The organism is Hymenobacter siberiensis (assembly GCF_018967845.1).
GTDB classification, from domain to species: Bacteria; Bacteroidota; Bacteroidia; order Cytophagales; family Hymenobacteraceae; genus Hymenobacter; species Hymenobacter siberiensis.
Genome location: NZ_JAHLZZ010000001.1, coordinates 2784465 through 2809316 on the forward strand (window position 1 = coordinate 2784465; position 24852 = coordinate 2809316).

At 59.1% G+C, this 24852-nt stretch carries 27 protein-coding genes; 13 read left to right on the plus strand and 14 right to left on the minus strand.

What is annotated here, in order from left to right; genetic code table 11:
* Positions 1-92: 92 nt before the first annotated feature.
* Together KQ661_RS12010 and KQ661_RS12015 are read right to left on the minus strand one after the other, a co-directional pair.
* Positions 93-836 (minus strand): DUF4290 domain-containing protein, encoded by a 744-nt coding sequence (locus KQ661_RS12010; RefSeq protein ID WP_216688572.1) that lies wholly within the window; start codon positions 834-836, stop codon positions 93-95.
* A gap of 194 nt (positions 837-1030) precedes the next feature.
* Positions 1031-3280 (minus strand): ATP-dependent helicase, encoded by a 2250-nt coding sequence (locus KQ661_RS12015; protein WP_216688573.1) that lies wholly within the window; start codon positions 3278-3280, stop codon positions 1031-1033.
* A 101-nt stretch (positions 3281-3381) separates the two neighbouring features.
* Between KQ661_RS12015 and KQ661_RS12020 the strand changes: the two genes are divergently transcribed.
* Positions 3382-3963 (plus strand): DUF3109 family protein, encoded by a 582-nt coding sequence (locus KQ661_RS12020; protein WP_216688574.1) that lies wholly within the window; start codon positions 3382-3384, stop codon positions 3961-3963.
* A gap of 151 nt (positions 3964-4114) precedes the next feature.
* Here KQ661_RS12020 and KQ661_RS12025 read toward each other — a convergent pair whose 3' ends face one another.
* The gene (locus KQ661_RS12025) at positions 4115-4573 is read right to left on the minus strand and encodes a peptidylprolyl isomerase (RefSeq protein WP_216688575.1); all 459 of its coding nucleotides are present in this window, start codon (positions 4571-4573) and stop codon (positions 4115-4117) included.
* A 196-nt stretch (positions 4574-4769) separates the two neighbouring features.
* Between KQ661_RS12025 and KQ661_RS12030 the strand changes: the two genes are divergently transcribed.
* Positions 4770-5405 (plus strand): fasciclin domain-containing protein, encoded by a 636-nt coding sequence (locus KQ661_RS12030; protein WP_216688576.1) that lies wholly within the window; start codon positions 4770-4772, stop codon positions 5403-5405.
* A gap of 104 nt (positions 5406-5509) precedes the next feature.
* Here KQ661_RS12030 and rsgA read toward each other — a convergent pair whose 3' ends face one another.
* The 4 genes from rsgA to KQ661_RS12050 form a co-directional block, all read right to left on the minus strand.
* Positions 5510-6490 (minus strand): ribosome small subunit-dependent GTPase A, encoded by a 981-nt coding sequence (rsgA, locus tag KQ661_RS12035; RefSeq protein ID WP_210428086.1) that lies wholly within the window; start codon positions 6488-6490, stop codon positions 5510-5512.
* Positions 6487-7737 carry a 3-deoxy-D-manno-octulosonic acid transferase gene (locus KQ661_RS12040; RefSeq protein ID WP_216727144.1) on the minus strand — a complete coding sequence of 417 codons (1251 nt, stop codon included), beginning with the start codon at positions 7735-7737 and terminating at the stop codon, positions 6487-6489. The genes rsgA and KQ661_RS12040 overlap by 4 nt, the downstream gene beginning before the upstream one ends.
* Before the next feature lie 47 nt (positions 7738-7784).
* Positions 7785-8369 (minus strand): peroxiredoxin, encoded by a 585-nt coding sequence (locus tag KQ661_RS12045; RefSeq protein ID WP_216688579.1) that lies wholly within the window; start codon positions 8367-8369, stop codon positions 7785-7787.
* Between the two features lie 121 nt (positions 8370-8490).
* On the minus strand, positions 8491-9777 hold the full coding sequence (locus KQ661_RS12050) for an aspartate kinase (protein ID WP_216725983.1): 1287 nt from the start codon (positions 9775-9777) through the stop codon (positions 8491-8493).
* Positions 9778-9992: 215 nt separating this feature from the next.
* Between KQ661_RS12050 and fbp the strand changes: the two genes are divergently transcribed.
* Positions 9993-11045, plus strand: a complete 1053-nt coding sequence (fbp, locus tag KQ661_RS12055; RefSeq protein ID WP_216688581.1) for a class 1 fructose-bisphosphatase — start codon at positions 9993-9995, stop codon at positions 11043-11045.
* Positions 11046-11237: 192 nt separating this feature from the next.
* Here the strand turns inward: fbp and KQ661_RS12060 are convergent, their stop codons facing one another.
* The 3 genes from KQ661_RS12060 to yihA form a co-directional block, all read right to left on the minus strand.
* Complete coding sequence (locus KQ661_RS12060; RefSeq protein ID WP_216688582.1) at positions 11238-11855, minus strand: DUF5606 family protein; 618 nt, start codon at positions 11853-11855, stop codon at positions 11238-11240.
* Positions 11856-11976: 121 nt separating this feature from the next.
* Positions 11977-12435 carry an energy transducer TonB gene (locus KQ661_RS12065; protein ID WP_216725985.1) on the minus strand — a complete coding sequence of 153 codons (459 nt, stop codon included), beginning with the start codon at positions 12433-12435 and terminating at the stop codon, positions 11977-11979.
* Between the two features lie 82 nt (positions 12436-12517).
* A complete protein-coding gene (yihA, locus tag KQ661_RS12070; protein ID WP_216688584.1) occupies positions 12518-13138 on the minus strand; it encodes a ribosome biogenesis GTP-binding protein YihA/YsxC in 621 nt (206 codons plus the stop codon).
* 439 nt (positions 13139-13577) lie between these two features.
* Between yihA and KQ661_RS12075 the strand changes: the two genes are divergently transcribed.
* The 4 genes from KQ661_RS12075 to KQ661_RS12090 all read left to right on the plus strand — a co-directional run bounded on the left by KQ661_RS12075 (position 13578) and on the right by KQ661_RS12090 (position 18322).
* Positions 13578-15827 carry an OmpA family protein gene (locus KQ661_RS12075; RefSeq protein ID WP_216727145.1) on the plus strand — a complete coding sequence of 750 codons (2250 nt, stop codon included), beginning with the start codon at positions 13578-13580 and terminating at the stop codon, positions 15825-15827.
* Positions 15828-16006: 179 nt separating this feature from the next.
* Positions 16007-16735, plus strand: coding sequence for a bifunctional demethylmenaquinone methyltransferase/2-methoxy-6-polyprenyl-1,4-benzoquinol methylase UbiE (gene ubiE / locus KQ661_RS12080; RefSeq protein WP_216688586.1), 729 nt, complete (start codon positions 16007-16009; stop codon positions 16733-16735).
* Positions 16684-17487, plus strand: coding sequence for a type IX secretion/gliding motility protein PorT/SprT (porT, locus tag KQ661_RS12085; RefSeq protein ID WP_216688587.1), 804 nt, complete (start codon positions 16684-16686; stop codon positions 17485-17487). The genes ubiE and porT overlap by 52 nt, the downstream gene beginning before the upstream one ends.
* 88 nt (positions 17488-17575) lie before the next feature.
* Positions 17576-18322, plus strand: a complete 747-nt coding sequence (locus KQ661_RS12090) for an SDR family NAD(P)-dependent oxidoreductase (RefSeq protein ID WP_216727146.1) — start codon at positions 17576-17578, stop codon at positions 18320-18322.
* A 57-nt stretch (positions 18323-18379) separates the two neighbouring features.
* On the opposite strand, the gene KQ661_RS12095 is transcribed toward KQ661_RS12090, so the two are convergent.
* On the minus strand, positions 18380-19033 hold the full coding sequence (locus KQ661_RS12095) for an alpha/beta hydrolase (RefSeq protein ID WP_216725987.1): 654 nt from the start codon (positions 19031-19033) through the stop codon (positions 18380-18382).
* An 18-nt stretch (positions 19034-19051) separates the two neighbouring features.
* Positions 19052-19552 (minus strand): cytidine deaminase, encoded by a 501-nt coding sequence (gene cdd / locus KQ661_RS12100; RefSeq protein ID WP_216688590.1) that lies wholly within the window; start codon positions 19550-19552, stop codon positions 19052-19054.
* 324 nt (positions 19553-19876) lie between these two features.
* Here cdd and KQ661_RS12105 point away from each other — a divergent pair, with 324 nt between their 5' ends.
* From KQ661_RS12105 to KQ661_RS12130, 6 genes are all read left to right on the plus strand, one after another.
* On the plus strand, positions 19877-21223 hold the full coding sequence (locus KQ661_RS12105) for a saccharopine dehydrogenase family protein (protein WP_216688591.1): 1347 nt from the start codon (positions 19877-19879) through the stop codon (positions 21221-21223).
* Positions 21224-21299: 76 nt separating this feature from the next.
* Positions 21300-21455 (plus strand): hypothetical protein, encoded by a 156-nt coding sequence (locus tag KQ661_RS12110; protein WP_216688592.1) that lies wholly within the window; start codon positions 21300-21302, stop codon positions 21453-21455.
* Between the two features lie 78 nt (positions 21456-21533).
* Positions 21534-21962 carry an IS200/IS605 family transposase gene (gene tnpA / locus KQ661_RS12115; protein WP_216727147.1) on the plus strand — a complete coding sequence of 143 codons (429 nt, stop codon included), beginning with the start codon at positions 21534-21536 and terminating at the stop codon, positions 21960-21962.
* Positions 21963-22147: 185 nt separating this feature from the next.
* On the plus strand, positions 22148-22549 hold the full coding sequence (locus KQ661_RS12120) for a hypothetical protein (protein WP_216688594.1): 402 nt from the start codon (positions 22148-22150) through the stop codon (positions 22547-22549).
* Entirely contained in the window at positions 22524-22808 is a 285-nt protein-coding gene (locus KQ661_RS12125) for a hypothetical protein (protein ID WP_216727148.1), read from the plus strand. Before KQ661_RS12120 ends, KQ661_RS12125 begins: the two co-directional genes overlap by 26 nt.
* A gap of 38 nt (positions 22809-22846) precedes the next feature.
* Positions 22847-23539: an ABC transporter ATP-binding protein gene (locus tag KQ661_RS12130; protein ID WP_216727149.1), complete on the plus strand. Its 693-nt coding sequence runs from the start codon at positions 22847-22849 to the stop codon at positions 23537-23539.
* Positions 23540-23558: 19 nt separating this feature from the next.
* On the opposite strand, the gene KQ661_RS12135 is transcribed toward KQ661_RS12130, so the two are convergent.
* Together KQ661_RS12135 and rnhA are read right to left on the minus strand one after the other, a co-directional pair.
* On the minus strand, positions 23559-24305 hold the full coding sequence (locus KQ661_RS12135; protein WP_216727150.1) for a tRNA1(Val) (adenine(37)-N6)-methyltransferase: 747 nt from the start codon (positions 24303-24305) through the stop codon (positions 23559-23561).
* Positions 24306-24362: 57 nt separating this feature from the next.
* Positions 24363-24833: a ribonuclease HI gene (gene rnhA / locus KQ661_RS12140; RefSeq protein WP_216688598.1), complete on the minus strand. Its 471-nt coding sequence runs from the start codon at positions 24831-24833 to the stop codon at positions 24363-24365.
* Between the last annotated feature and the right edge of the window lie 19 nt (positions 24834-24852).

Genomic DNA, 24852 nt, shown 5'->3' on the forward strand with positions numbered 1-24852 from the left:
AGCTGTTAGCTGCTAGCTTTTGGGTAAATAAATTCGACTTGTTTTACTAAAATGCTGACGACTATATAGCTGTCAGCTAACAGCTAAAGCAATTATTGCGGGGGCTGCTGCGGCTCCTGGCTACGGCCTTTCTTGCGCTTTTTGCCGTTTTTGTTGCCAAAGCCACTGCCCCGGTTGTCGCGGTCGCGGCCTTCGCGGCGGTCGCGGTTCTGGCCTTCGCGCTGCTGGGGCTGCGGCTGGGGCACGATAAACGGCTTCGTCCCGGCTGGTGCCGCCGGCATCTCAAACAGGTTTTCGCTGTCCACCAATGTCGGGTCGAGTGTGAGCTTACCGCCCGAAAGCTCGCCCAAATGCTTCAGAATGGTTACATCTTTGGCGTTTTCCTTATTGTGCTGGCGGTAGAGGAACTTCATCGTCCGCCCAATCTGGATGGTGGCCTGCTCGCGCTCGTCAGCATCCTCCAGGGTGAGGGCCTTCGCAATCAGGGCTTCGATGGCTGCGCCGTAAACGCGCAGCTTGGGGGCGGTGCGCGGGTAAGGCACACGGCCGGGTTTTTCGGTGCGTACCGTGAGGCTGCGCAGGGCCACGGGGGCTTCCAGGGCCACGTCCTCGCCGGCCATGGCGTGCAGGTGGTTCCAGAGGCGGGTCTGGATTTCGGGCAGGTCGCGCAGGGCCGGCTGCAGGCGCAGCATGAGCTGCACAATGGCGGTGGCGCGCTTGGTGCGCTCGGCCACGTCCTCAATGTCTTTGAGGCCCTGAATGAGCTGGTAAGTGCTGTGCCCGTATTCGCGCACCAGCAGCTGCAGGTGGAAGGGCAGGGAATTAATATCGGTCATAAAAAGCAGGAGGGAGGCCGCCGGGGGCGGGGCTCAGGCCAAAGATACGGCGTGGGGGGTGTCGCGTGGTACATAAAAGAACGTCATGCTGAGCTTGCCGAAGCATCTCTACCGCAGGAGCAATTAAATCGTTGCAACGAAGCGGTAGAGATGCTTCGGCAAGCTCAGCATGACGTGCTGTAAGGGCTGCCAGATTAATGCACCCGCAGCTTGGCAAAGCTCAGCAGCAGCACTTTCTCGCCCACTTCCTCAAACTGGATAGTAGCTTTGGTAGTACCCTGCTGCGTTTCGAGCGCGCTTACCATGCCGAAGCCGAACTTGGCGTGCTCCACGCGCTGGCCGGTTTGCAGCTTAGAAGTGTCGGAGGGCGCGAAGTCGGCCGGAGCTACGTATTTGGTGGCCTGCACCTTGCGCGGTGGCGTAGGAATCAGGTTTGAGCGCCGCTCGAATACGTGCTGGAACGGCGAGCCCTCGGCCGGTCCTGGCCCGGAGGAAAATTTGAAATCGATAAAGCGCGGGTCAATTTCATCCAGAAAGCGGCTTTTCTCGCAGCTACGCAGGTTGCCCCACTGGTAGCGCGAGGTGGCGTAGCTGAGCGTCAGCTTTTTCTCGGCCCGCGTGATGGCCACGTAGAATAAGCGGCGCTCTTCCTCCAAATCGGCCCGCGAGGTAATCATCATCTGGCTCGGAAAGAGGTTTTCCTCCATGCCCACGATGTACACGTTGCGGAATTCCAGGCCCTTGGCCGAGTGAATGGTCATCAGCGTCACGGCTTCGCCTTCCTGCGCGGCATCTTTCAGGTCCGAATCCGTCACCAGCGCAATATCCTGCAGGAAAGCGCCGAGGCTTTTGTCTTCGCGCTCGGGGTCGTCTACGTACTCTTTGATGCCGTTCAGCAGCTCTTGAATGTTCTCGTAACGCGAGAGGCCTTCGATGCTTTTGTCGGCGTAAAGCTCCTCCAGCATGCCGGAGTTTTTGGCGATGAATTTGGCCGCTTCAAAAGCATCCTCTTTCTCGGCAACCACGATGTAGCTCTTGATTTTTTCGGCGAAGCCTACTACGGGGTTGCTCACCCGCGCCGCCATAAACTGGTCGGCGTGGGCCACTACTTCCCACAGCGTATGGTTGGCTTCGTCGGCCGTCGTAATCAGTTTGCTGATGGTGGTATCACCAATTCCGCGCTTCGGGTAATTAATTACCCGGCGAATAGCCTGCTCATCGTTCTGGTTAACGGTAAGCCGTAAATAGGCCACCAAATCCTTGATTTCCTTGCGCTGATAAAACGACAGGCCCCCAACAATTTTGTATTTGATATTTAACTTCCGCAACGATTCTTCCATCGCGCGGCTTTGCGCATTGGTGCGGTAAAGAATAGCAAAATTGTCGTACGACAAATGCCCGTTCATCTTATCCTCGAAGATAGAATTGGCCACTAATTTGCCCTCCTCGTTGTCCGAAGCAGCTTTTAGTACCTCAATCAGCGTGCCTTCCTCATTTTCCGAAAATACATCTTTGCGTAATTGCGCCTGGTTGTTTTTAATGACGGAATTGGCGGCCCACACAATGTTTTTCGTGGAGCGGTAATTCTGCTCCAGCTTAAATACCTGCAATTCGGGATAGTCTTTCTCAAAATTGAGAATATTGGTGATATCCGCCCCCCGGAAAGCGTAAATGCTCTGCGCATCGTCGCCCACCACGCAGATATTTCGTTCTTTTGCCGCGAGCTTGCGGGTAATTAAATACTGCGAATAGTTGGTGTCCTGATACTCGTCCACCATCACGAACTTGAACATATTCTGGTATTTATTCAGAATGTCGGCGTGGTCGCGAAACAGCACGTTGGTATTAAACAGCAGGTCATCAAAATCCATGGCGCCGGCCTTGAAACAGCGCTGCTGGTACTGCTGGTACAGAATCCCGATTTTGGGCCGCATCGTCGCCTCGTCGTCGGCCTTGATGGCGGCATCGTTCAGGTACTGGTTGTGCGAAATCAGCTTGTTTTTGGCGGCCGAAATGCGGCCCAGCACTAGGCTGGATTTATAGAGCTTGTCGTCGAGCTCCAACTCCTTTACAATCTGGCCAATCAGGGTTTTCGAATCCTGCGAGTCGTAGATGGTGAAGCTGCGCGGATAACCGATTTTATCGGCCTCAGAGCGCAGGATTTTGGCAAAAACCGAGTGAAATGTGCCCATCCACAGGCTACGGGCCGCCGGGCCCACTACCTTTTCTACGCGGGCGCGCATTTCCTTGGCGGCCTTGTTGGTAAAAGTGAGGGCGAGGATGTTGAACGGGTCGACGCCTTTTTCGAGCAGATTGGCGATGCGATAGGTGAGCACCCGGGTTTTGCCCGAGCCAGCCCCGGCGATAATCATGCAAGGGCCTTCGGTTTGCATCACCGCAGCGGCTTGCGACGGATTGAGGAGGGAAAGATAATCTAGTGCCATGTGCGAATAAGCCACTTTTTGAGTGGGTCTACAAAGGTACGGAGGTCCGGGCAGGGGATGGGCATCATTTCGGGCGCGCGCCGCCGGGGTTATCTTTGTGAATGATTATTATCCAGGAAACGGTCATTTCCGATGACATCGCCGACAACTTTTTCGTCTGCAACCTCGACGCCTGCAAAGGAGCCTGCTGCGTGGAGGGCGACCTCGGCGCGCCGCTCGAAGAGCCCGAGCTACGGATTCTGGAGCAGGAATACGCCAACATCAAGCCCTTCCTCACCGAGGCCGGGCAGGCTGCTATCGAAGCCCAGGGCCTGTATATCAAGGACTGGGAGGGCGATTTCAGCACCACTACCATTGAGGACAAGGAGTGCGCCTACGCCCTCTGGGACGAGCGCGGCATCCTGAAATGTGGCATCGAGCAGGCCTATCTGGCCGGCGCAACCACTTTCAAAAAGCCCATCAGCTGCCACCTGTACCCCATTCGCATCACGAAGTACGAAGGCTTCGACGCGCTGAACTACGACCGGTGGAATATCTGCAATCCGGCCTGTGACTTCGGCGGCAAGCTGGGCGTGAAAGTGTACCAGTTTCTCAAGGAGCCGCTCATTCGCAAGTACGGCGAGGGCTGGTACGGGCAGCTGGTGCAGGAAATTGAGAACCCGACGCCGGAGGGGAAGAAATAGGGCTGGGCGGAGCATCCGAAAAAAAGAACGTCAGGCTGAGCGTAGTCGAAGCATCTCTGCCGCGCAACTATTCCTCTTGATTGGATTAGTGTTGCAGTAGAGATGCTTCGGCTACGCTCAGCCTGACGTTCTTTCTTGTTCAGGAGGCTGTTTACGCCTCCGTCACCACGATTTTCTCAATCTCATCATTGGGCGAAATCTGGTCGATAACGTCCAGGCCCTCTACCACTTTACCGAACACGGTGTGCACGCGGTCGAGGTGGGCGGTGTTGTCGCGCGAGTGCACGATGAAGAATTGCGAGCCGCCCGTGTTTTTGCCGGCGTGGGCCATGCTCAGCGCGCCGCGCTCGTGGTATTGGTGGCCACCGCTGGTTTCGCAGTCGATTTTGTAGCCGGGGCCGCCGGTGCCGGGCTGGCCCTTAGCACCTTCGCGGGTGTTGGGGCAACCGCCCTGAATAACGAAATTCGGGAGGACGCGGTGAAATTTTAGGCCGTCGTAGTAGCCTTTCTCGGCGAGGTCGGTGAAGTTTTTAACGGTGTTCGGAGCATCTTGCTCGTAGAACTCAACTTTCATTACACCCTTTTTGGTGTGGATTGCGGCAGTTTTCATGAATCGCGTTTTTTTAGCGGATTAAACAATTTTGCCGAAAGCAGACACTGCTTTCGGCCGGCGAAGGTAATAATTTGATGGGCTTACGAAACATCCGGGGTAGGCTATTGCTTCGTAAGCTAACAGTCGTAGATTCGTTTACGGCAAGAATTATTTTTTGCCTACCTGTTTTTCTTCTTTCACACCAACCTGTTTCATGAAAAAATCTTTTGCTCCCCTGCTGGTTGCCCTGGCTACCTCCCTCATGCTGGCTAGCTGCGGCAATGACAAGTCCGCCACCACCGAAACCAAAACTGTTAGCACCGTGAATCCAGCTGATTCTATCGCATCGATGGCCGGCGATTCGGCCCGCATGGCCAAGCCCGAGGGCGTGATGGTAGACGGCGTGGCCATGACGGCTGATAAAAACATCGTGGAGAATGCTGCCGGTGCCAAGAGCGTAAGCACGCTGGTTGCCGCTGTGAAGCAGGCTGGCCTGGCTGAAACCCTGAGCGGTACGGGTCCCTTCACCGTGTTTGCCCCCACCAACGCTGCCTTCGACAAACTGCCCAAAGGTGCCGTAGCCGGCCTGATGGACCCCGCCAGCAAAGCCAAGCTGGCTGCTGTGCTCACCTACCACGTCATCCCCGGCCGCCTCGTGGCTGCCGACCTGAAAGACGGTCAGGAGCTGACCACCGTGAACGGCGAAAAGCTGTACGTTACGGTGAAAAACGGCCAGGTTATGGTTGGCAATGGCAAAGATGCCCCCGCTACCGTACAAATCGCCGACGTAATTTCGAGCAACGGCGTGACCCACGTAATTGACACTGTCGTGCTGCCTGTTGCCAAGTAATACGACGGCGCTTGCGCCTCAATAAAAAGGAGGAGTGATGAACGAGGAATTGCCAGCTGGTAATTCCTCGTTCATCACTCCTCCTTTTTATTGAGGCGCAAGCGCTAGTGCCGGTTATCCTCGCCGGCCAGCATGCTCAGGTAGCTGTCATAGCGGGGCAGGGCAATGCGGCCCTGGTCCACGGCTTCGCGCACGGCGCAGCCGGGCTCGTGGGTGTGCTGGCAGTTGTGGTAGCGGCACTGGCCCAGCAGGGCGCGGAACTCGGGGAAGTAGCCGGCCAGCTCGGCGGGCGGCAAATCCACGAGGCCCAGCTCCTTTATGCCGGGCGTGTCGATGATAAAGGTGCCGGGGCGCACTTCCAGCATTTCGGCGAAAGTAGTAGTGTGCACGCCTTTATCGGAGAATTCGCTGATTTCGGCGGTTTTCAGGTCGAGGTCGGGCACCAGGGCATTGATGAGCGTGCTTTTGCCCACGCCAGAGTGGCCGGCCAGCAAGCTCACTTTGCCATCGAGCAGGTGGTCGATTTCGGGTACGCCCTCGCCCGTAGTGGCGGCGCAGGTGCGGCTGGGATAGCCCAGGCTGGCATACATGCCCGCAATCTGGGCCTGGTACTCGAAGCCGTCCTCGTCGTACAAATCGGTTTTGTTGAAGAGCAGCGTGACGGGAATGTGGTAGGCCTCGGCCGTCACCAGAAACCGGTCGATAAATCCGAACGAAGTAGCTGGCGACACCAGCGTAACTACCAGTAGCGCCTGGTCGAGGTTGGCCGCTACGATGTGAACGTGGCCGGTTTTGTGCACCGAGCGGCGCACGATATAGTTGCGGCGCGGGGCGATGTGCGAGATAACGCCCGCGCCCTCGGTCTGGGCCTCAATGCTGAAATCGACCAGGTCGCCCACGGCCAGCGGGTTGCTGGCTTTCAGGCCCTTAATCTTGAACTTGCCGCGTAGGCGGCAGCGGTAGAGCTGCCCGGTGCCAAGGCCGCGCACAATGTACCACGAGCCCGTGGACTTCACCACGATGCCGTGCAGCAGGCCGGTGGGGCCATCGGGGAGGTAGGTATCGGCGGTGGTTGTCGTTGTCATGCGGGAGTGATGGTGCGCAGGGCCGCCATGATGGTGCGCGTGGCCCCGGCCTGGTCGTGCACGTAATCGAGAATGGTATCCTGAAGGCGCAGGCGGGCCTCGTCGGTGTTCCAGAGGTAAGTGAAGGCAGCTTCCAGCTCGGCGCCGCTGTGCACGGGGAACGCGCCTTTCATCGCCACCAGCTCCACGGCCTCCTGAAACTTGCCGTATGTAGGCCCAAAAAACAGCGGCAGGCCGAACGCGGCCGCCTCCAGCGTGTTGTGCAGGCCTTTGCCGAACGCGCCGCCCACGTAGGCGTATTCGCCAAACCGATAGAGCTGACTGAGCAAGCCCACGTTATCAAACAGCAGCACCCGGGCCTGGGCTACGGTAGCCATGTCGGCCAGCGAGTAGCGCTGCACCGGCCCCGGCAGCGTGGTTTCAACTAGGCGCAGGTTGGTTTCCGTCACTTCGTGCGGGGCGATGAGCACGCGCAGCTCCGGACCGTAGCGTGCCAGCAGCGGGCGCAGTACGGGCAGGTCTTCGGCCCAGCTGCTGCCCACTACCAGCACGGGTGCGCCGTCGGCCACAAAGGCATCAACCAGCGGCAGCGAGCGGGCCGGGGCCAGCGCAGTGGCCACCACGGTATCGAAACGGGTATCGCCGGCCACGCTCACCTGTTTAATCCCCGCGCCACGCAGCAGCTGGGCCGATGCTTCGTTCTGCGTGAAAATATGCGTGAAGCGTCCGAGGATTTTTCGAAAAAAGCCGCCCCAGGGCTTGAAAAACACCTGCTCGGACCGGAAAATAGCCGACACCACGATGGCCGGAATGTGGCGCTGAAACGCCTCATCCAGGAAATGATACCAGAACTCGTACTTCACAAACACCACTAGGCGGGGCTGCACCGCATCCAGAAAAGCCCGGGCATTGGCGCGGGTATCCAGGGGGAGGTAGAAAATGTAGTCGGCGCCCGGCCAGCTTTTGCGGATTTCGTAGCCCGAGGGCGAGAAAAACGTGAGCACCACCTTGGTGCCGGGGTGCGCCTGCCGGTAGGCTTCTATCAGCGGGCGGCCCTGCTCAAACTCGCCCAGCGAGGCGCAGTGAAACCACACGCGGGGCGCGGCATCGGCCCCAATGGTTTGGCGAATGTGGGCCAGCAGCCCGCGCCGGCCCGCCACCCAGGCGGCGGCCTTGGGCACAAACGGCGCTAACAGCCGGAGCAACAGGCCATACAGGCCAAGGGCGGTATCGTAGAGGAAAAGCAAGGCCCAAAATTACGCACTACGCGCCCAGTCGATGTTTCGGGCCACGGTTAAATATCCTTATTGGCTTCCCAATCCACGGGGCAGGCCTCGCCGTTGTTCTCGTAGAATTGCAGGGCATCAATCATGCGCAGGGCTTCGCCAAGGCTACGGCCCAGCGGCCGGTCGTTCACCAGCTGGTGTCGCACAATGCCGTCGCGGTCAATCAAAAACAGGCCCCGATAGGCCATTGGCGAGCCCACGAAGGTCATTTCGCCCTGCTCGGTGTAGTCGTAGTGGCCGCCCAGCACGTCGTAGTTGGCCGAAATGGTTTTGGTGGCATCGGCCACCAGCGGGTAGGCCACGCCGGCAATGCCGCCCTGGTCGCGGGGCGTTTCCTGCCAGGCCAGGTGGACGTAGTGCGAGTCGGTAGAGCAGCCCACCACGGCCACGCCCCGGCGCTCAAACTCTGCCAGTCGGTCCTGAAATGCCAGGATTTCGGTGGGGCATACCCGGCTGAAATCGGCCGGGTAGAAGTAGAATAATACGTGCTTCTTGCCCAGGTAGCGGTCGAGCGAAAATTCTTCTTCGGTCTTGCCGCCAATCACGGCTGTGGCCTTGAAGGAAGGGGCGCGCTTGCCCACGAGAACTGCCATGTCAGGATGTGTAAGTAGGAGCGAAGCGGCGCTTCGCTCCCATATTGATGGAAAATTCGCTCAGCCACCGCCATCAGCCGGGCCTGCGCTTTACTGCATCTGCGGTGCGGAGGTTGTGCTCTCAGCCCTGGCACACAAACTGAAACGTATGGCGCGTGCGCTGCTCCAGCAGCAGCCGCTTGCCGGCCGTGAGGCGCGCAATGCTGGCCGTATCGTAGTTCTTTATGGTGAACAGCGTGAGCCCGGTATTGTAGTGCAGCGTGAATTGCTCGCGTAGTAAATCGAGCAGCTGGTGCACCCGCCGCTCCGAAAAATCGACGCACACCGAGAAGCTGATGGCCGAGTTCTGCATCACGTTAATCTTGAGCTTGGCCTGCGCCAGCGCCCCGAAAATCACCGCCATATTCTCCTCCGAGATAAACGAAAAATCCTTGCTCGCAAAGGACAGCAGCGCCTGGTCCGTCTTCCGGATAAAGGCCGGGGCCAGCGCAGCATGCTGGCAGTCGTGAATGAGCGTGCCTGCCGCCTCGGGGTCCAGAAACGACTTCACGCGCAACGGAATGTTGCGGTCGGCCAGCGGTTTCAGCGTTTTGGGGTGGATGACGGACGCGCCGTAATATGCCATCTCAATGGTTTCGCGGTAGCTGATTTCGGGGTAGCGCACCGTGTCGGGGAAGATTTTGGGGTCCGCGTTCAGCAGGCCCGTCACGTCTTTCCAGATGGTCACCGACTCGGCCCGCAGGCAGTAGGCCAGGATGGCGGCCGTATAGTCGGAGCCCTCGCGGCCGAGGGTGGTGGTGCGGCCATCGGCGGTGCCGCCCAGGAAGCCTTGGGTCACTACTAAGCCCCTTGCCAGGAGTGGGGGCAGAGCCGCGCCGATGTTGCGCTCGGTGGCGGCCCAGTCCACACGGGCCTCGCGCCAGTTGTCGTCTGTGCAGATGAGGGACCGGCAGTCGAGCCACTGCGCCCCTAAGGCTTTTGCCATGATGAGCGACGACAGCAACTCGCCGTAGCCTACAATCTGGTCGTACTGCTGGTCATAGTCACCGGGCATCACGCCGCCCAGCCGCTCCAGCAATTCTTCCAGCAGGGTGCCCAGAGTGACCGCACCGTAGCCCAGGCCCGGCACCCCAAACTTGTCGTCGGGCTCGGAAGCCATGGCATCGGCTACCCCGCAGTGAAACTGGTCCAAGGTCCGTAGCTTCTCAGTGTAAGCCTGTCCAGCATACGCCAAATCATAAATCTCCTCCAGCGCATTGGTCGTCTTGCCCATCGCCGACACCACAATCACCAGCGGCCCTTTTGGCCCAAAATCCTGCACAATGCGGCAGAGGTTGAGAATAGCCGCCGCGTCCTTCACCGACGCCCCGCCAAATTTGTACACCTGAAGTCCCTGTGCTGTATCCATAGGCCCCAAAAGTAGCGCCGCCGGCCGTAAATGCGGTTTTTCAGGCGCTTCACTACGGTTTTATCGGGTGCTGCCATCCTTGCAGAATACCGTACCGTGAGCAATTTTTACCGCTCCTCCAGAGGCCGCCGCAAACGCAACCGATTGCACTTCGCCCCCGCTAGAGTAGCTTTGTTGAGCATTCCCACTACCTCATTTCGACTCCCAACTCGCTTATGGACCACAATAAACTGGCCCTACCCGTCGGCACTACCCTCGACCGTTTCATCATGCGCAAGCAGGAAGATTTCCCCTACGCCACGGGTGAGCTCTCCCAGCTACTGCGCGATATCGCCCTGGCTGCCAAGATTGTAAACCGCGAAATTAACCGCTCCGGCCTCATCGATATTGCCGGTGCCTACGGCAGCCAGAACATCCAGGGCGAAGACCAGCAGAAGCTCGACGTTATTGCCAACATCCGCTTCATCCGCGCCCTGCGCAACGGGGGCGAAGTCTGCACCATCATCTCCGAGGAGGACGATGAGATGATTCAGACCGGCAACAACCAGGGTAAGTACGTGGTGGCCATCGACCCGCTCGACGGGTCGAGCAACATCGATGTAAACGTGAGCATCGGCACCATTTTCAGCATCTACCGCCGCGTATCGCCCACCGGCCGCGAGGGCACCGTGGCCGACTGCCAGCAGCCCGGCACCCACCAGGTGGCCGCTGGCTACGTCATCTACGGCTCCAGCACCATGATGGTCTACACGACCGGCAACGGCGTGAATGGCTTCACCTACGAGCATTCGTTGGGCGAGTTCTTCCTCTCGCACCCCGACATTCAGACGCCCAAAACCGGCACCGTCTACTCCATCAACGAGGGCAGCTCCGAATCGTTCGCCCCCGGCGTAGCGGCCTTCGTGAAGCAGTGCAAAGACCAGCACTTTTCAGCCCGCTACATCGGCTCGCTCGTGGCCGATTTTCACCGCAACCTGCTCAAGGGCGGCATCTACATTTACCCCGCCACCGCCAAAAGCCCCAACGGCAAGCTGCGCCTCATGTATGAGTGCAACCCACTGGCGTTCATCGTGGAGCAGGCCGGCGGCAAGAGTAGCAACGGCCAACGCCGCACCATGGAAATCGAGCCCCAGACGCCGCACGAGCGTTGCCCCGTTTTCATCGGCAGCAAAGACCTCGTGGAGCAGGCCGAAGCCCTGATTGCTCAGTATCAGCAGGCCAAAGAGCAGCCCGCCAAAGAGTCCAAAATCAAAGCCGATGCTAAATAAGCACCTTGTCATGCCCATCTGGCGTCCGCGTAGCCGAAGTATCTCGCATGCTTTAGTAATCAATGCTGAATCAACGAAGCGGTAGAGATGCTTCGGCTACGCGGACGCCAGATGGGCATGACCGTTCCTGTTCGATAATAAAAAAGCCGTTCCTGATATCAGGAACGGCTTTTTTGTTGTAAAAAGGTCGAACTACTCGGCCTTCTTGCGGCTTTTCTTGGCCGGGGCGGTAGCCTCCGGGTTGCCTTCGGCGGTCGGCGCTTCGTCGGCTGCGCCAATTACGCCGCCGGTGCTCAGGGGCTCATCGGCGCTGGGCTCGGTGTCGGCTTTGGTGGCTTTGGCCGATTTGGCTTTGGGCTTCGGTGCTTCTTCTGTCGTTGCTGGTGCTTCTTCGATGGCTTCGGCAGCGGCTGCCTCCTGGTAGGGGCGGTGCTTGCTCACGATGCCGTACCAGCTGGCCAGCTTCTTGATATCGGACAGATACACCCGGTCGCGGTCGTAGTCGGGAATCACGCCGGCCAGGAAACTGGTTAGCTCATCCTCGCTCGACTTGGCCGTCACGGGCGATGCCGCGCCATGCTTCTGGTAGATACGCTCGAATACTTCCGTCAGCGGCACCGTCTCTTCGGGGTCCTGGGTATAGATGGAAATCTCCGACAGCAGCGACACTTTGTTGCGGGCCGGGGCCAACGTGCGGGTTGCTTTTTCGTCGAGGCTTTCGACCAATACGCCGTGGCGGGCGGCGCGCACCAGGCGGTACAGGCCGGGCATGCCGCTGATAGCGGCCAATTCTTGCAATTCGTAGGGCATTTTTGGGAATATTGAGAATGAAGAACGAGGAAGAAAGAATGAGGAATGAAGCAAGAAACGCCGTGGGGCCATTTCACCAACTTCATTCCTCATTCCTCCTTCTTCAGCGCAAAACTACGGATTATTGTCCTTCCGTCGCGTTCGAGCCCGTCACGCCGAGCTTGAACACGATGGGCAGGCTGGTCAGAATCGGATATTCCGGGGCCTTGAACTTCAGCAGGCGCACCACGCGCAGGGCTTCCTCGCCCGTGCCGCCGCCCACCTGCTTCACCAGCTTCACCCCCGACATGGTGCCGTCAGGATTCAGGATAAAGCTCACAATGCACTGGCCCTGAATGCGGTTGCGCTTAGCCATTAGTGGGTATTTGAGTTCCTTGCCAATGAAGTCGTACATGGCCGCCTGGCCACCTTCGTAGTATTCAGCCACCGGAATCACCTTGCCGGCCGACCCAATGCCTGTGCCCTTCTCGGCCTGCGACTTGGGCGGCGCAATATTGGGAGTGGTTTGGGCGGCGGCTGGCGCGGCGGCCAGCAGCAGCAGGCCCAGGGCCAGCTGCGGTATAGAAATATTTTTGGTCATGATGTTCATAAAGGGCGGAGGAAAACAGGGGGGGAATGCAGCCCATGCGGGCCAGTGGGTGGTTGGCAATTTCGGGGCCAATCTACGCATTGGCGGCGGCCTCGGCCACCCATTGTTCGTTCACGTCAGTAATAAAATCCAGGACTTCGTCGCGGCCCAGGCCGGTTTCGGCCGAGGTCAGGAAGTAGCGCGGCAGCTCGTCCCAGATTTCGCTCATCTTGCGCAGGTACTCGGTCAGCAGGGCCTTGGTCTGGGCCGTCGACTGCTTGTCGGCCTTTGTGAAAATCATCACGAAGGGAATGCCCTCTTCGCCCAGCTTTTCCATGAATTCCAAATCGGCGGTCTGCGGCGCGTGGCGCGAGTCAATCAGCACGCACACGCACATCAGGTTGGCCCGGTTGCGCAGGTAGTAGTTAATCATCTTGGCCCATTCGGCGCGCGAGGTTTTGCTCACTTTGGCGTAGCCGTAGCCCGGCAAATCGACCAGAAACCAAGTGTCATTAATAACGAAATGATTAATTAATTGCGTCTTGCCCGGCGAAGATGACGTTTTGGCCAGCCCCTTGCGCTCCGTCAGCATATTGATAAGCGACGACTTTCCCACGTTGGAGCGGCCGATGAAAGCGTATTCGGGCAGCGTAGGAGCGGGGCATAAGTCGGCCCGTGAATTACTCATCAGAAAGCGCGCGTCGTGAATAACCATAGATAAGGCGGAGAATAAACGGGGAATTAACAAGCCGTAAAATTACGCCGGAATGCCACCTAACGCCGAATAAATAAAAATGCGTCAGGGGATGGCTATTTAATTAGTGCTTCTATATTTGCGCGGCATGCCAGTCAAGCCAGCCAGCCAGCCACTGCCGCCGAACTCGACCACACCTGAATGGCCGAAATTTTGCCGAAAACCGCTTTTCGCATCCAAACAGCCTATCTTTGCCCGTCATTGGCTTTGCCATGGCGTGGTTTCGTGTGGGCTTTTTGGCCCGATAGTCGGTTACCTTCTGCGCAAATGCGCATTAAAGCCTAACCCTATCGCGTTTTTTCAGTATAAGCCCAAAATATAGTTTTCTGCCGCTGCTCCGGCGGCGCACTCTTTCCTTACAATCCCTTCAGAAATTTCTTTTTTTCAAATCTCTCCTCAAATGGACAACTTATCCAGAAGGTTACTGCAAGCGTCGTGCGCCGTTGCCCTCACCGCCGCAATTGCCTCCCCGGCACAGGCGCAAAGCACGCGTAAGGACCTTAAAACCGGCAACAAGTTCTTCGAGCAGGAAAACTACCGCGCTGCCCTTCCTTACTACGAAAAGGTATTGGCCAAAGACCCGAACAACGCCAAAGCGCTGTTTAATGCCGGCATTTCCTACATGTCTTTCGACAAGGAGAAGGCCAGCGACTACATCTACAAAGCGCAGAAGCTGAAGCCGAAAGTTTCGAAGGACGTGGAATACTGGCTCGGCCGGGTTGACCACCTCAACTACAACTTCGACGAGGCCGTGGCCCACTTTCAGGCCTACAACGCTACCCTGAAGAAGAACGACCAGCGCAAAGAAGAGCTGGCACAGCTCATTCAGCACAGCAAGAATGCCAAGGTGCAGTTCAACTCGCCCAAGGACATCTTCGTGAAGAACCTGGGCCCCACCATCAACACGCAGTTCTCGGAGCACAGCCCCGTAATTTCGTCGGATAACAAAATGCTCATTTTCACCTCGCGGGGTGAGAACGTGACCGGTGCCACTGGCAAGGTTTCGGACAAAAAGAACAAGAGCGTAGCTGCCGATGGCGAATACTACGAAGACATCTTCGAAGCCGCCCGCGTGGATGACGAGAATTGGCAGAAGCCCCGCTCGCTGAGCGGCGTGCTGAACGGTAAAGGCCACGATGCCTCCATCCAGCTGTTCGACAACGATACCAAGATGTTGATGTACCGCAACGATAACAACGGCGACATCTTCGTAACTGACAAAAGCGGCGGCGACTGGACGGCTCCTAAGGCTTTGGATGGCAACATCAACTCGAAAGCATTCGAGTCGGATGCCTTCATTACGCCAGACGGCCTGACCATCTACTTCTCGACCGGTAAATACTCGGAAGATGGTACGCTGGACCTGTACACCTCTACCCGCACTTCGACGGGTTCGGACTGGGGTACGGCCCGTTCGCTGGGTGCCAACATCAATACCAAGTACGACGACGACAGCCCTTACCTGAGCAAGGACGGCAAGACGCTGTACTTCTCGTCGCGCGGCCACAACACGATGGGCGGCTACGACATCTTCAAGTCGGATTACGACGAAGCCGGCCGCAAGTGGGGCCCGGCCCAGAACATGGGCTACCCCGTGAACACGCCGGACGATGACTCCTACTACCGCCTGAGCCCCGATGGCTCCTACGCTTACCTGAGCTCGTACCGCATTGGCGGCTACGGTGAGAAGGACATCTACACCATCAACTACATCAAGAACGCCAACATCGTTGGTAAGGTATTCTCGTCGAAAGACAGCACCACAGTAATTCCGGGTGTGGAGCTGGTGTTCAGCGGTTCGCAGGCTGATAAAACGGCACTGAGCTTCCGCGACGTAACCAAGCCCGATGGCGCTTATCAGGTAGCTGTGCTTTCGGGCCGTACCTACCAGGTGGCTGTGAGCAAGGACGGTAAGCCGATTGAGACGCAGGAATTTGCCGTGCCGGTTTCGACGAATGATTCGACGACCATCACGAAGAATTTCTACATCAACTATGTAGATACGACGCAAACGAACATGTTTGCTACCAAGAATATCTACTTCGATACCGACAAGTATAAGCTGCGTCCGGAGTCGATTACGACCCTGACGGAAATCAGCCAGGTGCTGATGGCTAACCCCGGCATCAACATCTCGGTAGAAGGCCATTGCGACTCGCGTAACACCGACGAGTACAACATGGTACTCGGCCAGAACCGCGCCAACGCCGCCTTCAACTACCTGAAGAAGCAGGGCATTGCCGAGGCTCGCATGACGACCGTGAGCTACGGCGAGCGTCGTCCGGCCGCGCCGAACGATTCGCCCGAGAACATGCAGCTCAACCGCCGCGACGAGTTTAAAGTGGTGCTGAAGGAAGGCGAAGCCATGCCGACCATGACGGCTCCGACCAGCGCTACCGACACTGGCATGAGCGGTTCGACGACCACCACGACCACAACAGCTGCTCCGCTGAGCCCCGGCAAGAGCAAGGTGAAACTGGCCGATGGCACCAAGGTGAAAACCAAGGTGGACGAGGATTCGGATAAAGTGAAGGTTAAAACCAAAGGCAGCGCTGGTGAGAAGTCGAAGACCGTGACTAAAAACGGTGAGCTCGATGCCAAAGCCAAAGACGCCAACGGCAAAAAAACCAAAGTGAAAGCCAAGAACTAATTATCGTTCAGGCAGTTAAATTGGGAAGCGGGCCGGGCAGTTTGTCCGGCCCGCTTTTTATTATCATGCGTTCGGGAGCGCTGCTGTTCTTTTATGGTAGTGCCCGCTAACAAACCAGCCCGATTGGGCGTTGGGGGAGAACAATTTTCCCGCTTCATTAACGTTCTTTGCGCCCGCACATGGCCGTCGTACCCTACAAAGACAATTCCGCCGATAAGAAATCGCAGGTTGCCCAGATGTTTAACTCCATCGCGGGCAAGTACGATTTTCTCAATCATTTTCTCAGCGCAGGCACCGACATTTACTGGCGGCGCAAAGCGGTAGATGAGTTGAAAGCGTTGCGCCCGGCCCGCATTCTGGATATTGCGACCGGCACCGCCGATTTCGCCATTGAAACCCTGCGGGCCGCCGCTCCCGATGCCCGGATAACGGGCGTCGACATCTCGGAAGGAATGCTGGAAGTTGGGCGGCGCAAGCTGGCCGCCAAAGGCCTGGGCCACCGCATTCAGCTGGAACTCGGTGACTCGGAGAACCTGCCGTTTGAGGACGGTGAGTTTGACGCGGTGACGGCCTCTTTTGGGGTGCGCAACTTTGCGCATCTCGAAGCCGGCCTTTCCGAAATGCGGCGGGTGCTGCGGCCGGGGGGTAAGCTTGTTATCCTGGAATTCAGTAAGCCCAGTGCATTTCCCCTTAAGCAAGCGTATAATTTTTATTTTAGTCGGGTACTGCCGGTCTTTGGTAAGATGATTTCCAAAGACCAGTCGGCGTATACTTATCTGCCGGCCTCGGTGCAGGCCTTCCCCGACGGTCCCGATTTCCTAGCTATTCTCGCTAAGGTCGGCTTCAAAGAACCTGCATGGCAACCACTCACCTTCGGAATAAGCTCCATCTACACCGCGCAGAAATAAAGCGCCTGCTGCTGCTTGGTTTGCTGGCGCTGCTGCTGCCCACGGCCGCAATGGCACAGCGCAAAGCTCAGTCGCGGGCCAACCGGGGCAAAAATGGCACTATCAAATCCATCACGGTGCAGAACCTTCCTGGCTACGATGACCGGTGGTTTCACCCGGGCATGTACATCAGCGGCTCGGCTTCGCGGTTTGTGATTGAGCAATCGAGCGCCTACATCTCCAGCCAGTACGTGACGGCCAATTCCATCTACAGCCCGAGTCTGGGGGTAGGTTTTATTGGCGATGCGCGGCTTGGCGGGCCCCGCTCACCGTTTATCTTTCGCTTTGCGCCCGGGATAAATTTCCTGACGCGGAAAGTGGAATTCACGCCGCGCAACTACCCGGTGCCAGACTCGATTGTGACGCAGGAAGTGACCTCGACGGTGGTGCAGTTTCCGCTGCTGATTAAATACCAGTCGGACCGGCGGCGCAATGCGCGGATGTATATGATTGCCGGTATCAGCCCGAGCATCACGGCCAGCAACCGTCGTAGCGACCCGTTGCGCAACCAGCTGCAGGCGCTCAACAGCGACCTGACGCTGGAGTATGGCGTGGGCCTGGACCTGTTTTACCCGTTGTTTAAGCTGGCACCAGAGCTGCGGTTTTCGCACGGCCTGAAAAACCTGCTGGTGGGGCACAACGACGTGTTCAGCAACAGCTTGCAGTACATGAGCACCAATTCGGTGACGCTGTACATCAATATTCAAAACTAATTTTTCAGTAGTCGGTATTGGGGAGCCGGTAGTTGGAAAAATATGTCTGACTGCTGATTTCCTAATACCGATTTCTTATTTCAACAAAATGAAAACTGCTTTCGTAACCGGCGCATCGTCGGGCATTGGCCGGGCTACGGCCGTGGCACTGGCTAAGGCCGGCTACCAGCTGGTGGTGACCGGGCGGCGCCGTGAGCGGCTCGATGAGCTGGTGGCAGAGCTGGCTCCGGTGCCGGTACACGTGCTCACGTTCGACGTGCGCGACCGCGCGGCGGTGGATGCGGCCGTGGCGAGCTTGCCCGAGGCCCTGCGTGCTCCCGATGTGCTGGTGAACAACGCCGGCGGCGCACACGGCCTGAGCCCCATTCAGGCCGGCGACCCCGCCGACTGGGACCAGATGCTGGATGCCAACGTGCGCGGCCTGCTGAACGTGACCCACGCTCTGCTGCCGGGCATGACGGCCCGCCAAACGGGCTTCATCCTGAACATTGGCTCCATTGCCGGGCAGGAAGCGTATGCCAACGGCAACGTGTATTGCGCCACCAAGGCCGCCGTGCAGATGCTCACCAAAACCATGCGCCTCGACCTGCTGCCCACCGGTGTGCGGGTAGCCGAGGTGAACCCTGGAGCAGTGGAAACCGAGTTCTCGCAGGTACGCTTCAAGGGCGATGAGGCGCGGGCCGCTAAGGTGTACGAAGGATTTGAGCCGCTGAAGCCGGAGGATATTGCCGAGGTAATTGTGTTTATGGTGACGCGCCCGCCGCACGTAACCATTGCCGAAGTGTTGGTGCTGGCCGGCGCGCAGGGCGCGGCCACTACGATTAACCGGAAGTAGTTGTTTTGAACAAACGAGCCCCGCTGGCTGTGCATTTGCGCAGCCGGCGGGGCTTTTTTATTGATTCGAAGCCGCTAACTTTTTCAGGATGGCGCGGCTCAATTCGTGCTTGCCGGGGAATGTGACGAGGTGCGTTAAAGCGGCGAATTGTTCAAGATATTGGAACTGCTGTTCTGCCTGGGTGAGGGTGATGTATTCGTCATCAGAACCGATAACAATAGTTAGCTTAAGGGCGTGCAGGAGGCTTTGTGCCACGGTGGCATCTATATCATCGGGAAAGCTGCCGGCCCATAGGACAAGGTGAGCGGGTCTGAAACGCGCTTGCGTCAGCCAGCGGCTGACCGTGGCGGTGCCTTGGGAAAAGCCCAGCACGGTAACTTGCACATAGGGTGGGCACTCAGCGAGTACCCTTTCGGCCAGCTGGTTGAGGAAGCCGATATGGTCGTTGATTTCGTGTAGGCGGTCGTCGCGGGTCATCCAGCTGGCGCCCATGCGGCCGCCGTTGCCGCTGAGGTAGAAGCGGGACAGACCCTCGGGCGCGATGATGACGGTGCTGGGGTCGGCTTCGACTAAAAAAGCAAAGTGCCGGATAAAGTACGCGGCCAGCTGCCCGTAGCCGTGGCAGACAAACCACACATGGCGCGTTTGGGTCGATAATTTGCCCAGCTGCTGGTAGCGGGCCGTGCGGGCAACGGTGAGGTGGTGTTCCATAAAGACCGAGGGGGCCGGCTACCCGGCGGGCGGCAGGTCATCGGCCGAGAAGCAGAAGGGCATGAGGGCGCTGAGGGCGCTGAAGCGCAGAATAGTGCCATCGCGACTGGGGAGCAGCAGCGGAATGGGCTGGCCCTGGCGCGTTTCGTATTCCAGCATCACTTGGCGGCAAGCCCCGCAGGGCATGGCGGGGCCAAAATCGCCGTGATTGGGGCGGGCAGCCACGGCCATGCCCACAATGGGCGCGTGGCCGGGCTGCGCGGCGGCGAGGCCAAACAAAGCCGTGCGCTCGGCGCACAGGCCGGAGGGGTAGGCGGCGTTTTCCTGGTTGGTGCCCGTGAAAATGGTGCCATCGGCGAGGAGCAGCGCGGCCCCAACGTGGAAGCCGGAATAAGGCGCGTAGGCGTGCGTGGTGGCATCGCGGGCGGCCTGCCAGGTGGTTTGCTCGGCCGGCGTGAGGTCGGTAGCGGCGTCCAGCTCTTCGAAGGTAATAAGCTGCTGGCGGGAATTGCGGGCCATGTGGATGGGATTAGGGGGCGGCGAAGGTAATACGTTGGGCTTAATGAAGAATTAATAATTGAGAAATGGGAATGGATTTTTTGCAGATTCTGATTTGGCGTGGTTGCGGGCCGCACTTGCCGTTGGCTGCAGTTTAGCGCGCAGCGCGTAACTGCTGGCTGATTGGTGATGCTAGTTTGCGACTCGCCTACCGGGATTGCCGCTTTGAGGCAGCGAGTTGCAAACTCGCGTTACGGGTTAGCCAGCAATTACGCGCTGCGCGCTAAACTGCGGCCAGCGGCAATGCCTCATCCCTCATTAAGCGCAGCGTTCTACTTTTGCCGCATGACTTCCCGCCTTTTGCTCCTTGGGGCCGGCCGCTCGGCCTCGTCCCTTATCCAGTACTTATTGCGCCACGCGCCTACCGAAAACTGGTATCTGACCGTGGCCGACGTGAACCCGGCGCATCTGGTGCCGGTGCTGGCGGCCCACACCGAGTACGCCCGCGCCGTACCCTTCGACCTGGCCAATGAGGCCCAGCTAGAGGAGCTGGTGAGCCAGGCCGATGCCGTGATTTCGATGCTGCCGGCCGCCCTGCACCCAGTGGTGGCACGGGCCTGCGTGCGCCAGGGCCGCCACTTGGCCACGGCCAGCTACGTGAGCCCTGAGATTCGAGCGCTGCACGACGAGGCTGAGGCCGCCGGCGTGACGCTGCTCATGGAGTGCGGCCTGGACCCCGGCCTCGACCACATGTCGGCGATGCGGGCCATTGCGCACATCCGGGGGCGGGGCGGGGTCATTACCAGCTTCAAAAGCTATTGCGGGGGCCTGCTGGCTCCGGCGGCGGAGGGCGATAATCCCTGGAAATACAAGTTCACCTGGAACCCGCGCAACGTGGTGCTGGCGGGCCAGAGTACGGCTAAATTTCTAGAGAACGGGTTGCCGCGCTTCATCCCGTACCAGCAGCTTTTTAGTCGGATTGAGACGTTGACATTGCCCGAATACGGCGAGTTTGAAGGCTACGCCAACCGGGATTCGCTGAGCTACCGCGCGCCGTATGGGCTGGAGGATATTCCGACCATCCTGCGCGGTACGCTGCGGCGGCCGGGCTACTGCGCCGCCTGGCAAGCCCTCGTGCGCCTCGGCCTGACCGATGACTCGGTGAACCTCGACAACCCCGCCACCATGACCTGGGCCGAGCTGGTGGTGGCCTATCTACCCGCATCACTCATTTTGCACCTCGACCTGGCGGCGCGGGTGGCGGCCTACCTTGGCCTGAACCCCACCGGCGAAGAAATGGGCCGCCTGCACTGGCTGGGCTTGTTTTCGGACCGGCCCGTGGGCCATGCTCACGCCACGCCGGCCCAATTGCTGGAGCGCCTGCTGGCCGAAAAGTGGCAGCTGCAACCTCACGACCAGGACCTGATTGTGATGCAGCACCTCTTCGAGTTTGAGCTGAACGGCACCACGCACCGCCTCACGTCGTCGCTGGCCGTGGAGGGCGACGACGCCACCCATACCGGCATGGCCAAAACCGTGGGCCTGCCCCTGGGCATGGCCGTGCGCCGCCTGCTGCGCGGCGAAGTGCCCCAGCGCGGCGTGCTGATTCCGGTGGGAGCCGACTTACACGAGCCCATTCTGGACGAGCTGGCCGCCGATTACGGCATCCGCTTCCACGAAGAAGAAGCATAGTGGGAGCGGCCGGACAATACGCGGCCGTAATAGGGCGTTGGGGCGCGGCATGAAGGCACTCCGGGCTTATTTGAAAATGCGCCTCACGCTGCTGCTCCGGCTGCTGCGCGAAGTTAGCGGGCTGCGGCTGGCGCTGCTGGCCCCGGTGCTGCTGGCGGCCGTGGGCCGTGGGCTGGTGCTGGCCGGCACGCACCCGGCGGGCCAGTGGGCGGTGCCTTTTTTGACTTTTTAAGCACGCTAGTTAAAGCTATGCCCTTTAGGGCAAGACTTTAGTTGCTACTCACTTCCAGGCGTCGGGTACCTTTGTGAGATGAAGCAGCGAACAGGCAGCCATTCGGTTCACAAGCTGGAAGTGCATCTGGTGTGGAGCACAAAATATCGCTACCAGGTGCTGACGGGGGATGTGCAACTGCGCTGCCGGGACTTGCTGCGTCAGACGTGTAACACGCTGGATGTGGGCATCTTGAAAGGGGTAGTGAGCAAAGACCATATCCATTTGCAGGTCTCGTATCCGCCCGCCTTGGCTGTGAGCGAATTAATGCGTCGCTTGAAGGGACGCAGCGCCAAGTTGCTCTTGCAAGAGTTTCCCGAGTTGAAGCGGCGGTATTGGGGCGGTCATTTCTGGGGCATTGGCTACGGGGCCTGGAGTGTCGGTAACATCACAGACGAGCTACTCGAAGCGTATTTGAATCATCACAAGGACCAGCCCAATGGGGACGAGAATTTCATTCTGGAATAGCCCACTTACAGTGGTTGTCTTTCAGTCGGCTTGAGCCGAAACCCGCGAATTTCATTCGCAATCCAAACCTATGGACTTACAGTCCATAGTCGTTTAGTTTCCTGCTGCTGGCATCGGCCCACCGGCAGCGGGCCGATTGGCGTTTTCTGGCCACCAGCGCGCCGCGCTTCCGGCGCTGGCTGGCCGTGGAATACCTGCTGCTGGTACTGCCCGTAGCAGGGGCCCTGGCCAGCTTTCACGACTGGGGCGCGGCCATGCTCACGCTGGCCCTGTCCTGCCTGGCGGCGTGGCTGCCCGCGCGCCGCGAAAGCCAGCGCGTGCGGCACCGCGCCCGCAGCCTGTTTCGGAGCGAAGCGTTTGAATGGGTGAGCGGGCTGCGGGCCGGGGGGGCGGGCGGGCGTGGCCCTGGTGGGGTGGCTATTTATTTTGCTGGCCTGTCCGGCACTCCCGAGCCGGTGACGATGCTGGTGCTGGCAACGCGCACGCCAAAGCAGTTTCTGCGGCGGCGGCTGGGGCTGGGCGTGGGCTACGCGGCCGCTCTCGGCCGCCCCGTTTTTCTGGTTGCTGGCAGCGGGGCCGGCCGGTAGGGGCGGGGCCGTGGCCGTGGCCGCGTTCTGGCTGGCGCTGGTAGCGCTGCTCATTCTTACCAAGTATGCGTTCTACCCCAATGCCGTGCACATCCGCACCACGCAGGCGCTGGTGGTGGGCGTAGCGCTCGCCCTGATGGCGCATCCGGTGTACCCGGTGCTGCTGCTGGTAGCGGTGGGCGGCTTAATCTGGCAGAGCCAGCGGCGGCTGCGGGCAGTGTTGGGGGAAGGGAATCGGGAGTTAAAAGTTAAAAGTTAAAAATTCATTCCAACTTCAACTTTTAACTGAATTATAGAATGCTCGAAATTCTTAATCTGCGCAAGGCTTACGGCCCGCACGTTGTGCTGCACGATGTGAGCCTGAACTTGCTTCCCGGCACTATTCACGGGCTGGTAGGAGCCAATGGTGCGGGAAAGACTACGCTTATTAATTGCCTTTATGGGCTGGAAAGCGACTTTGCCGGTACCATCCGCGATACAGCCGGGGCGACTGTGCGCGAGCATTGCGGGCTGCTGCCTTACGAGCCGTATTTCTACCCGCGCCTCACCGGGCGCGAGTACCTGGAATTCTGCCTGCAGGCTCGGGGCCGCGCCATCATGGATTTTGCGGGTTGGAACCAAATCCTGGAGCTGCCCCTCGACCAGTATGCCGACGAATACTCGGCCGGCATGCGCAAGAAGCTGGCCCTGATTGCGTTGCTGGTGCAGCAGTTCAGCTACCTCATTCTCGATGAGCCCTTCAACGGCCTCGACTTGGAAGCCAACCTGCTGCTGAAGGAAATCCTGAAGCGGCTGCGCGACCGGGGTACGGGCATGCTGCTCACCTCGCACATCCTGGGTGCGCTCATCGAAACCTGCAATGAAATCTCGGTGCTGGTGGATGGGCGTGTACAGCGCCATTATCTGGCGGCGGAATTCGGTACGCTGGAGGCCGACCTGCTCGATAGCCTGCACCGTGAGAAGCTGGGCCTGCTGGCGGGGCTGGTGTAGCCCGTTGTAGCACAGGGGGCTACAGCGCCAGGTAAAACCCGGCCAGCAATGCCTCGAACGCGGCCGAGTATTCTGTCTCATTCTCCGCTGTCCGAATCGTTAGCTCGGTTTCGTGTGTTGCTGATGCCCCTGGCCGGAAACCCGTGATGTGCCGCAGTGGCCGGCTGCCGGGCCGATGCCGTACCACCAGCCGCGTAGCCGGATATAGTCCGACTTGCGCCGCAACGGCCTCAAATGCCCGCATTTCGGGTGGTGGCAGAAGCACCGTGAGTAAACCAGCCACGGCCAGAAAATTCGCCGCGAAAGCCGCTAGTGCTGCAAAGGAAAGCGAACCGGCATCTTCGTGGCGCGCGGTGGTGCGCGCCGCATTGGGCGAGCGCAGCGATTGCCGAAAAAACGGCGGGTTGCAGATAATGTGACTGAACTTAAAGTCGGCGTCAGCCAACGGGGTAGGGGCCGTCGCCGCGTACTCAGCCAGGCTTAGCGCCCGCACCCGAATGCGCCCGGCCCACGGGCAGGCTGCCGCATTGGCCGCTGCCTGAGCGGCGGCGGCGGCATCAATCTCTACCGCTTCGATTGCGACGGTAGCGTGGCGCTGGGCGGCCATGAGGGCCAGTAGACCGGTGCCCGTGCCGATATCGAGCAGGCGCGTGGCCCCGGTGAGGTCGGCGGCCGCGCCGAGCAGGCAGGCATCGGTGCTCACCTTCATGGCGCAGGCGCTTTGCTCGATGCGGAACTGCTGGAACTGGAAGTAGTCGTTGGGCAACTTGGAAGTGTTGATTTTTAAATGCTGGGGGTTGAATGATACTTTTTAACTCAACATTCAACCCCCAGCATTCAAAACTCCTTTCTCATACCCTTCATCCACCAGCAGGCCTTTGCCCAGGGCGCTTTGCACGGCCAGCACGTCGCAGCGCTCATTTTCGGCGTGGCCGGCGTGGCCTTTTATCCAGTGGAAGGTGACTTTGCGCTGCTTGTAGATGCGCAGGAAGCGCCGCCACAGGTCCTCGTTGGCTTTTTTACCGAAATCGGCCTTTTTCTCCCAGCCGAAAACCCACTTTTTTTCCACGGAATCGACCACGTATTTGGAGTCGGAGACGACGCGGATGGGCAGGTCGGGGCGGGTCACGGCTTCGAGGCCGACTATCACGGCCAGCAGCTCCATGCGGTTGTTGGTGGTGTGGCGGAAGCCCTGGGTGAGCTCTTTTTCGTGCGGGCCGTAGCGCAAAATGGCGCCGTAGCCGCCCGGGCCGGGGTTGCCGCGTGCCGAGCCGTCGGTGAACAGGTGAATCAAGGGGATGATGTGAGAAATG

Bases quoted from the DNA above. Each gene is read 5' to 3' on its own strand.
- KQ661_RS12010 (WP_216688572.1), bottom strand. From the start codon at position 836: ATGACCGATATTAATTCCCTGCCCTTCCACCTGCAGCTGCTGGTGCGC.
- KQ661_RS12015 (WP_216688573.1), bottom strand. From the start codon at position 3,280: ATGGCACTAGATTATCTTTCCCTCCTCAATCCGTCGCAAGCCGCTGCG.
- KQ661_RS12020 (WP_216688574.1), top strand. From the start codon at position 3,382: ATGATTATTATCCAGGAAACGGTCATTTCCGATGACATCGCCGACAAC.
- KQ661_RS12025 (WP_216688575.1), bottom strand. From the start codon at position 4,573: ATGAAAACTGCCGCAATCCACACCAAAAAGGGTGTAATGAAAGTTGAG.
- KQ661_RS12030 (WP_216688576.1), top strand. From the start codon at position 4,770: ATGAAAAAATCTTTTGCTCCCCTGCTGGTTGCCCTGGCTACCTCCCTC.
- rsgA (WP_210428086.1), bottom strand. From the start codon at position 6,490: ATGACAACGACAACCACCGCCGATACCTACCTCCCCGATGGCCCCACC.
- KQ661_RS12045 (WP_216688579.1), bottom strand. From the start codon at position 8,369: ATGGCAGTTCTCGTGGGCAAGCGCGCCCCTTCCTTCAAGGCCACAGCC.
- KQ661_RS12050 (WP_216725983.1), bottom strand. From the start codon at position 9,777: ATGGATACAGCACAGGGACTTCAGGTGTACAAATTTGGCGGGGCGTCG.
- fbp (WP_216688581.1), top strand. From the start codon at position 9,993: ATGGACCACAATAAACTGGCCCTACCCGTCGGCACTACCCTCGACCGT.
- KQ661_RS12060 (WP_216688582.1), bottom strand. From the start codon at position 11,855: ATGCCCTACGAATTGCAAGAATTGGCCGCTATCAGCGGCATGCCCGGC.
- KQ661_RS12065 (WP_216725985.1), bottom strand. From the start codon at position 12,435: ATGACCAAAAATATTTCTATACCGCAGCTGGCCCTGGGCCTGCTGCTG.
- yihA (WP_216688584.1), bottom strand. From the start codon at position 13,138: ATGGTTATTCACGACGCGCGCTTTCTGATGAGTAATTCACGGGCCGAC.
- KQ661_RS12075 (WP_216727145.1), top strand. From the start codon at position 13,578: ATGGACAACTTATCCAGAAGGTTACTGCAAGCGTCGTGCGCCGTTGCC.
- ubiE (WP_216688586.1), top strand. From the start codon at position 16,007: ATGGCCGTCGTACCCTACAAAGACAATTCCGCCGATAAGAAATCGCAG.
- porT (WP_216688587.1), top strand. From the start codon at position 16,684: ATGGCAACCACTCACCTTCGGAATAAGCTCCATCTACACCGCGCAGAA.
- KQ661_RS12090 (WP_216727146.1), top strand. From the start codon at position 17,576: ATGAAAACTGCTTTCGTAACCGGCGCATCGTCGGGCATTGGCCGGGCT.
- KQ661_RS12095 (WP_216725987.1), bottom strand. From the start codon at position 19,033: ATGGAACACCACCTCACCGTTGCCCGCACGGCCCGCTACCAGCAGCTG.
- cdd (WP_216688590.1), bottom strand. From the start codon at position 19,552: ATGGCCCGCAATTCCCGCCAGCAGCTTATTACCTTCGAAGAGCTGGAC.
- KQ661_RS12105 (WP_216688591.1), top strand. From the start codon at position 19,877: ATGACTTCCCGCCTTTTGCTCCTTGGGGCCGGCCGCTCGGCCTCGTCC.
- KQ661_RS12110 (WP_216688592.1), top strand. From the start codon at position 21,300: ATGCGCCTCACGCTGCTGCTCCGGCTGCTGCGCGAAGTTAGCGGGCTG.
- tnpA (WP_216727147.1), top strand. From the start codon at position 21,534: ATGAAGCAGCGAACAGGCAGCCATTCGGTTCACAAGCTGGAAGTGCAT.
- KQ661_RS12130 (WP_216727149.1), top strand. From the start codon at position 22,847: ATGCTCGAAATTCTTAATCTGCGCAAGGCTTACGGCCCGCACGTTGTG.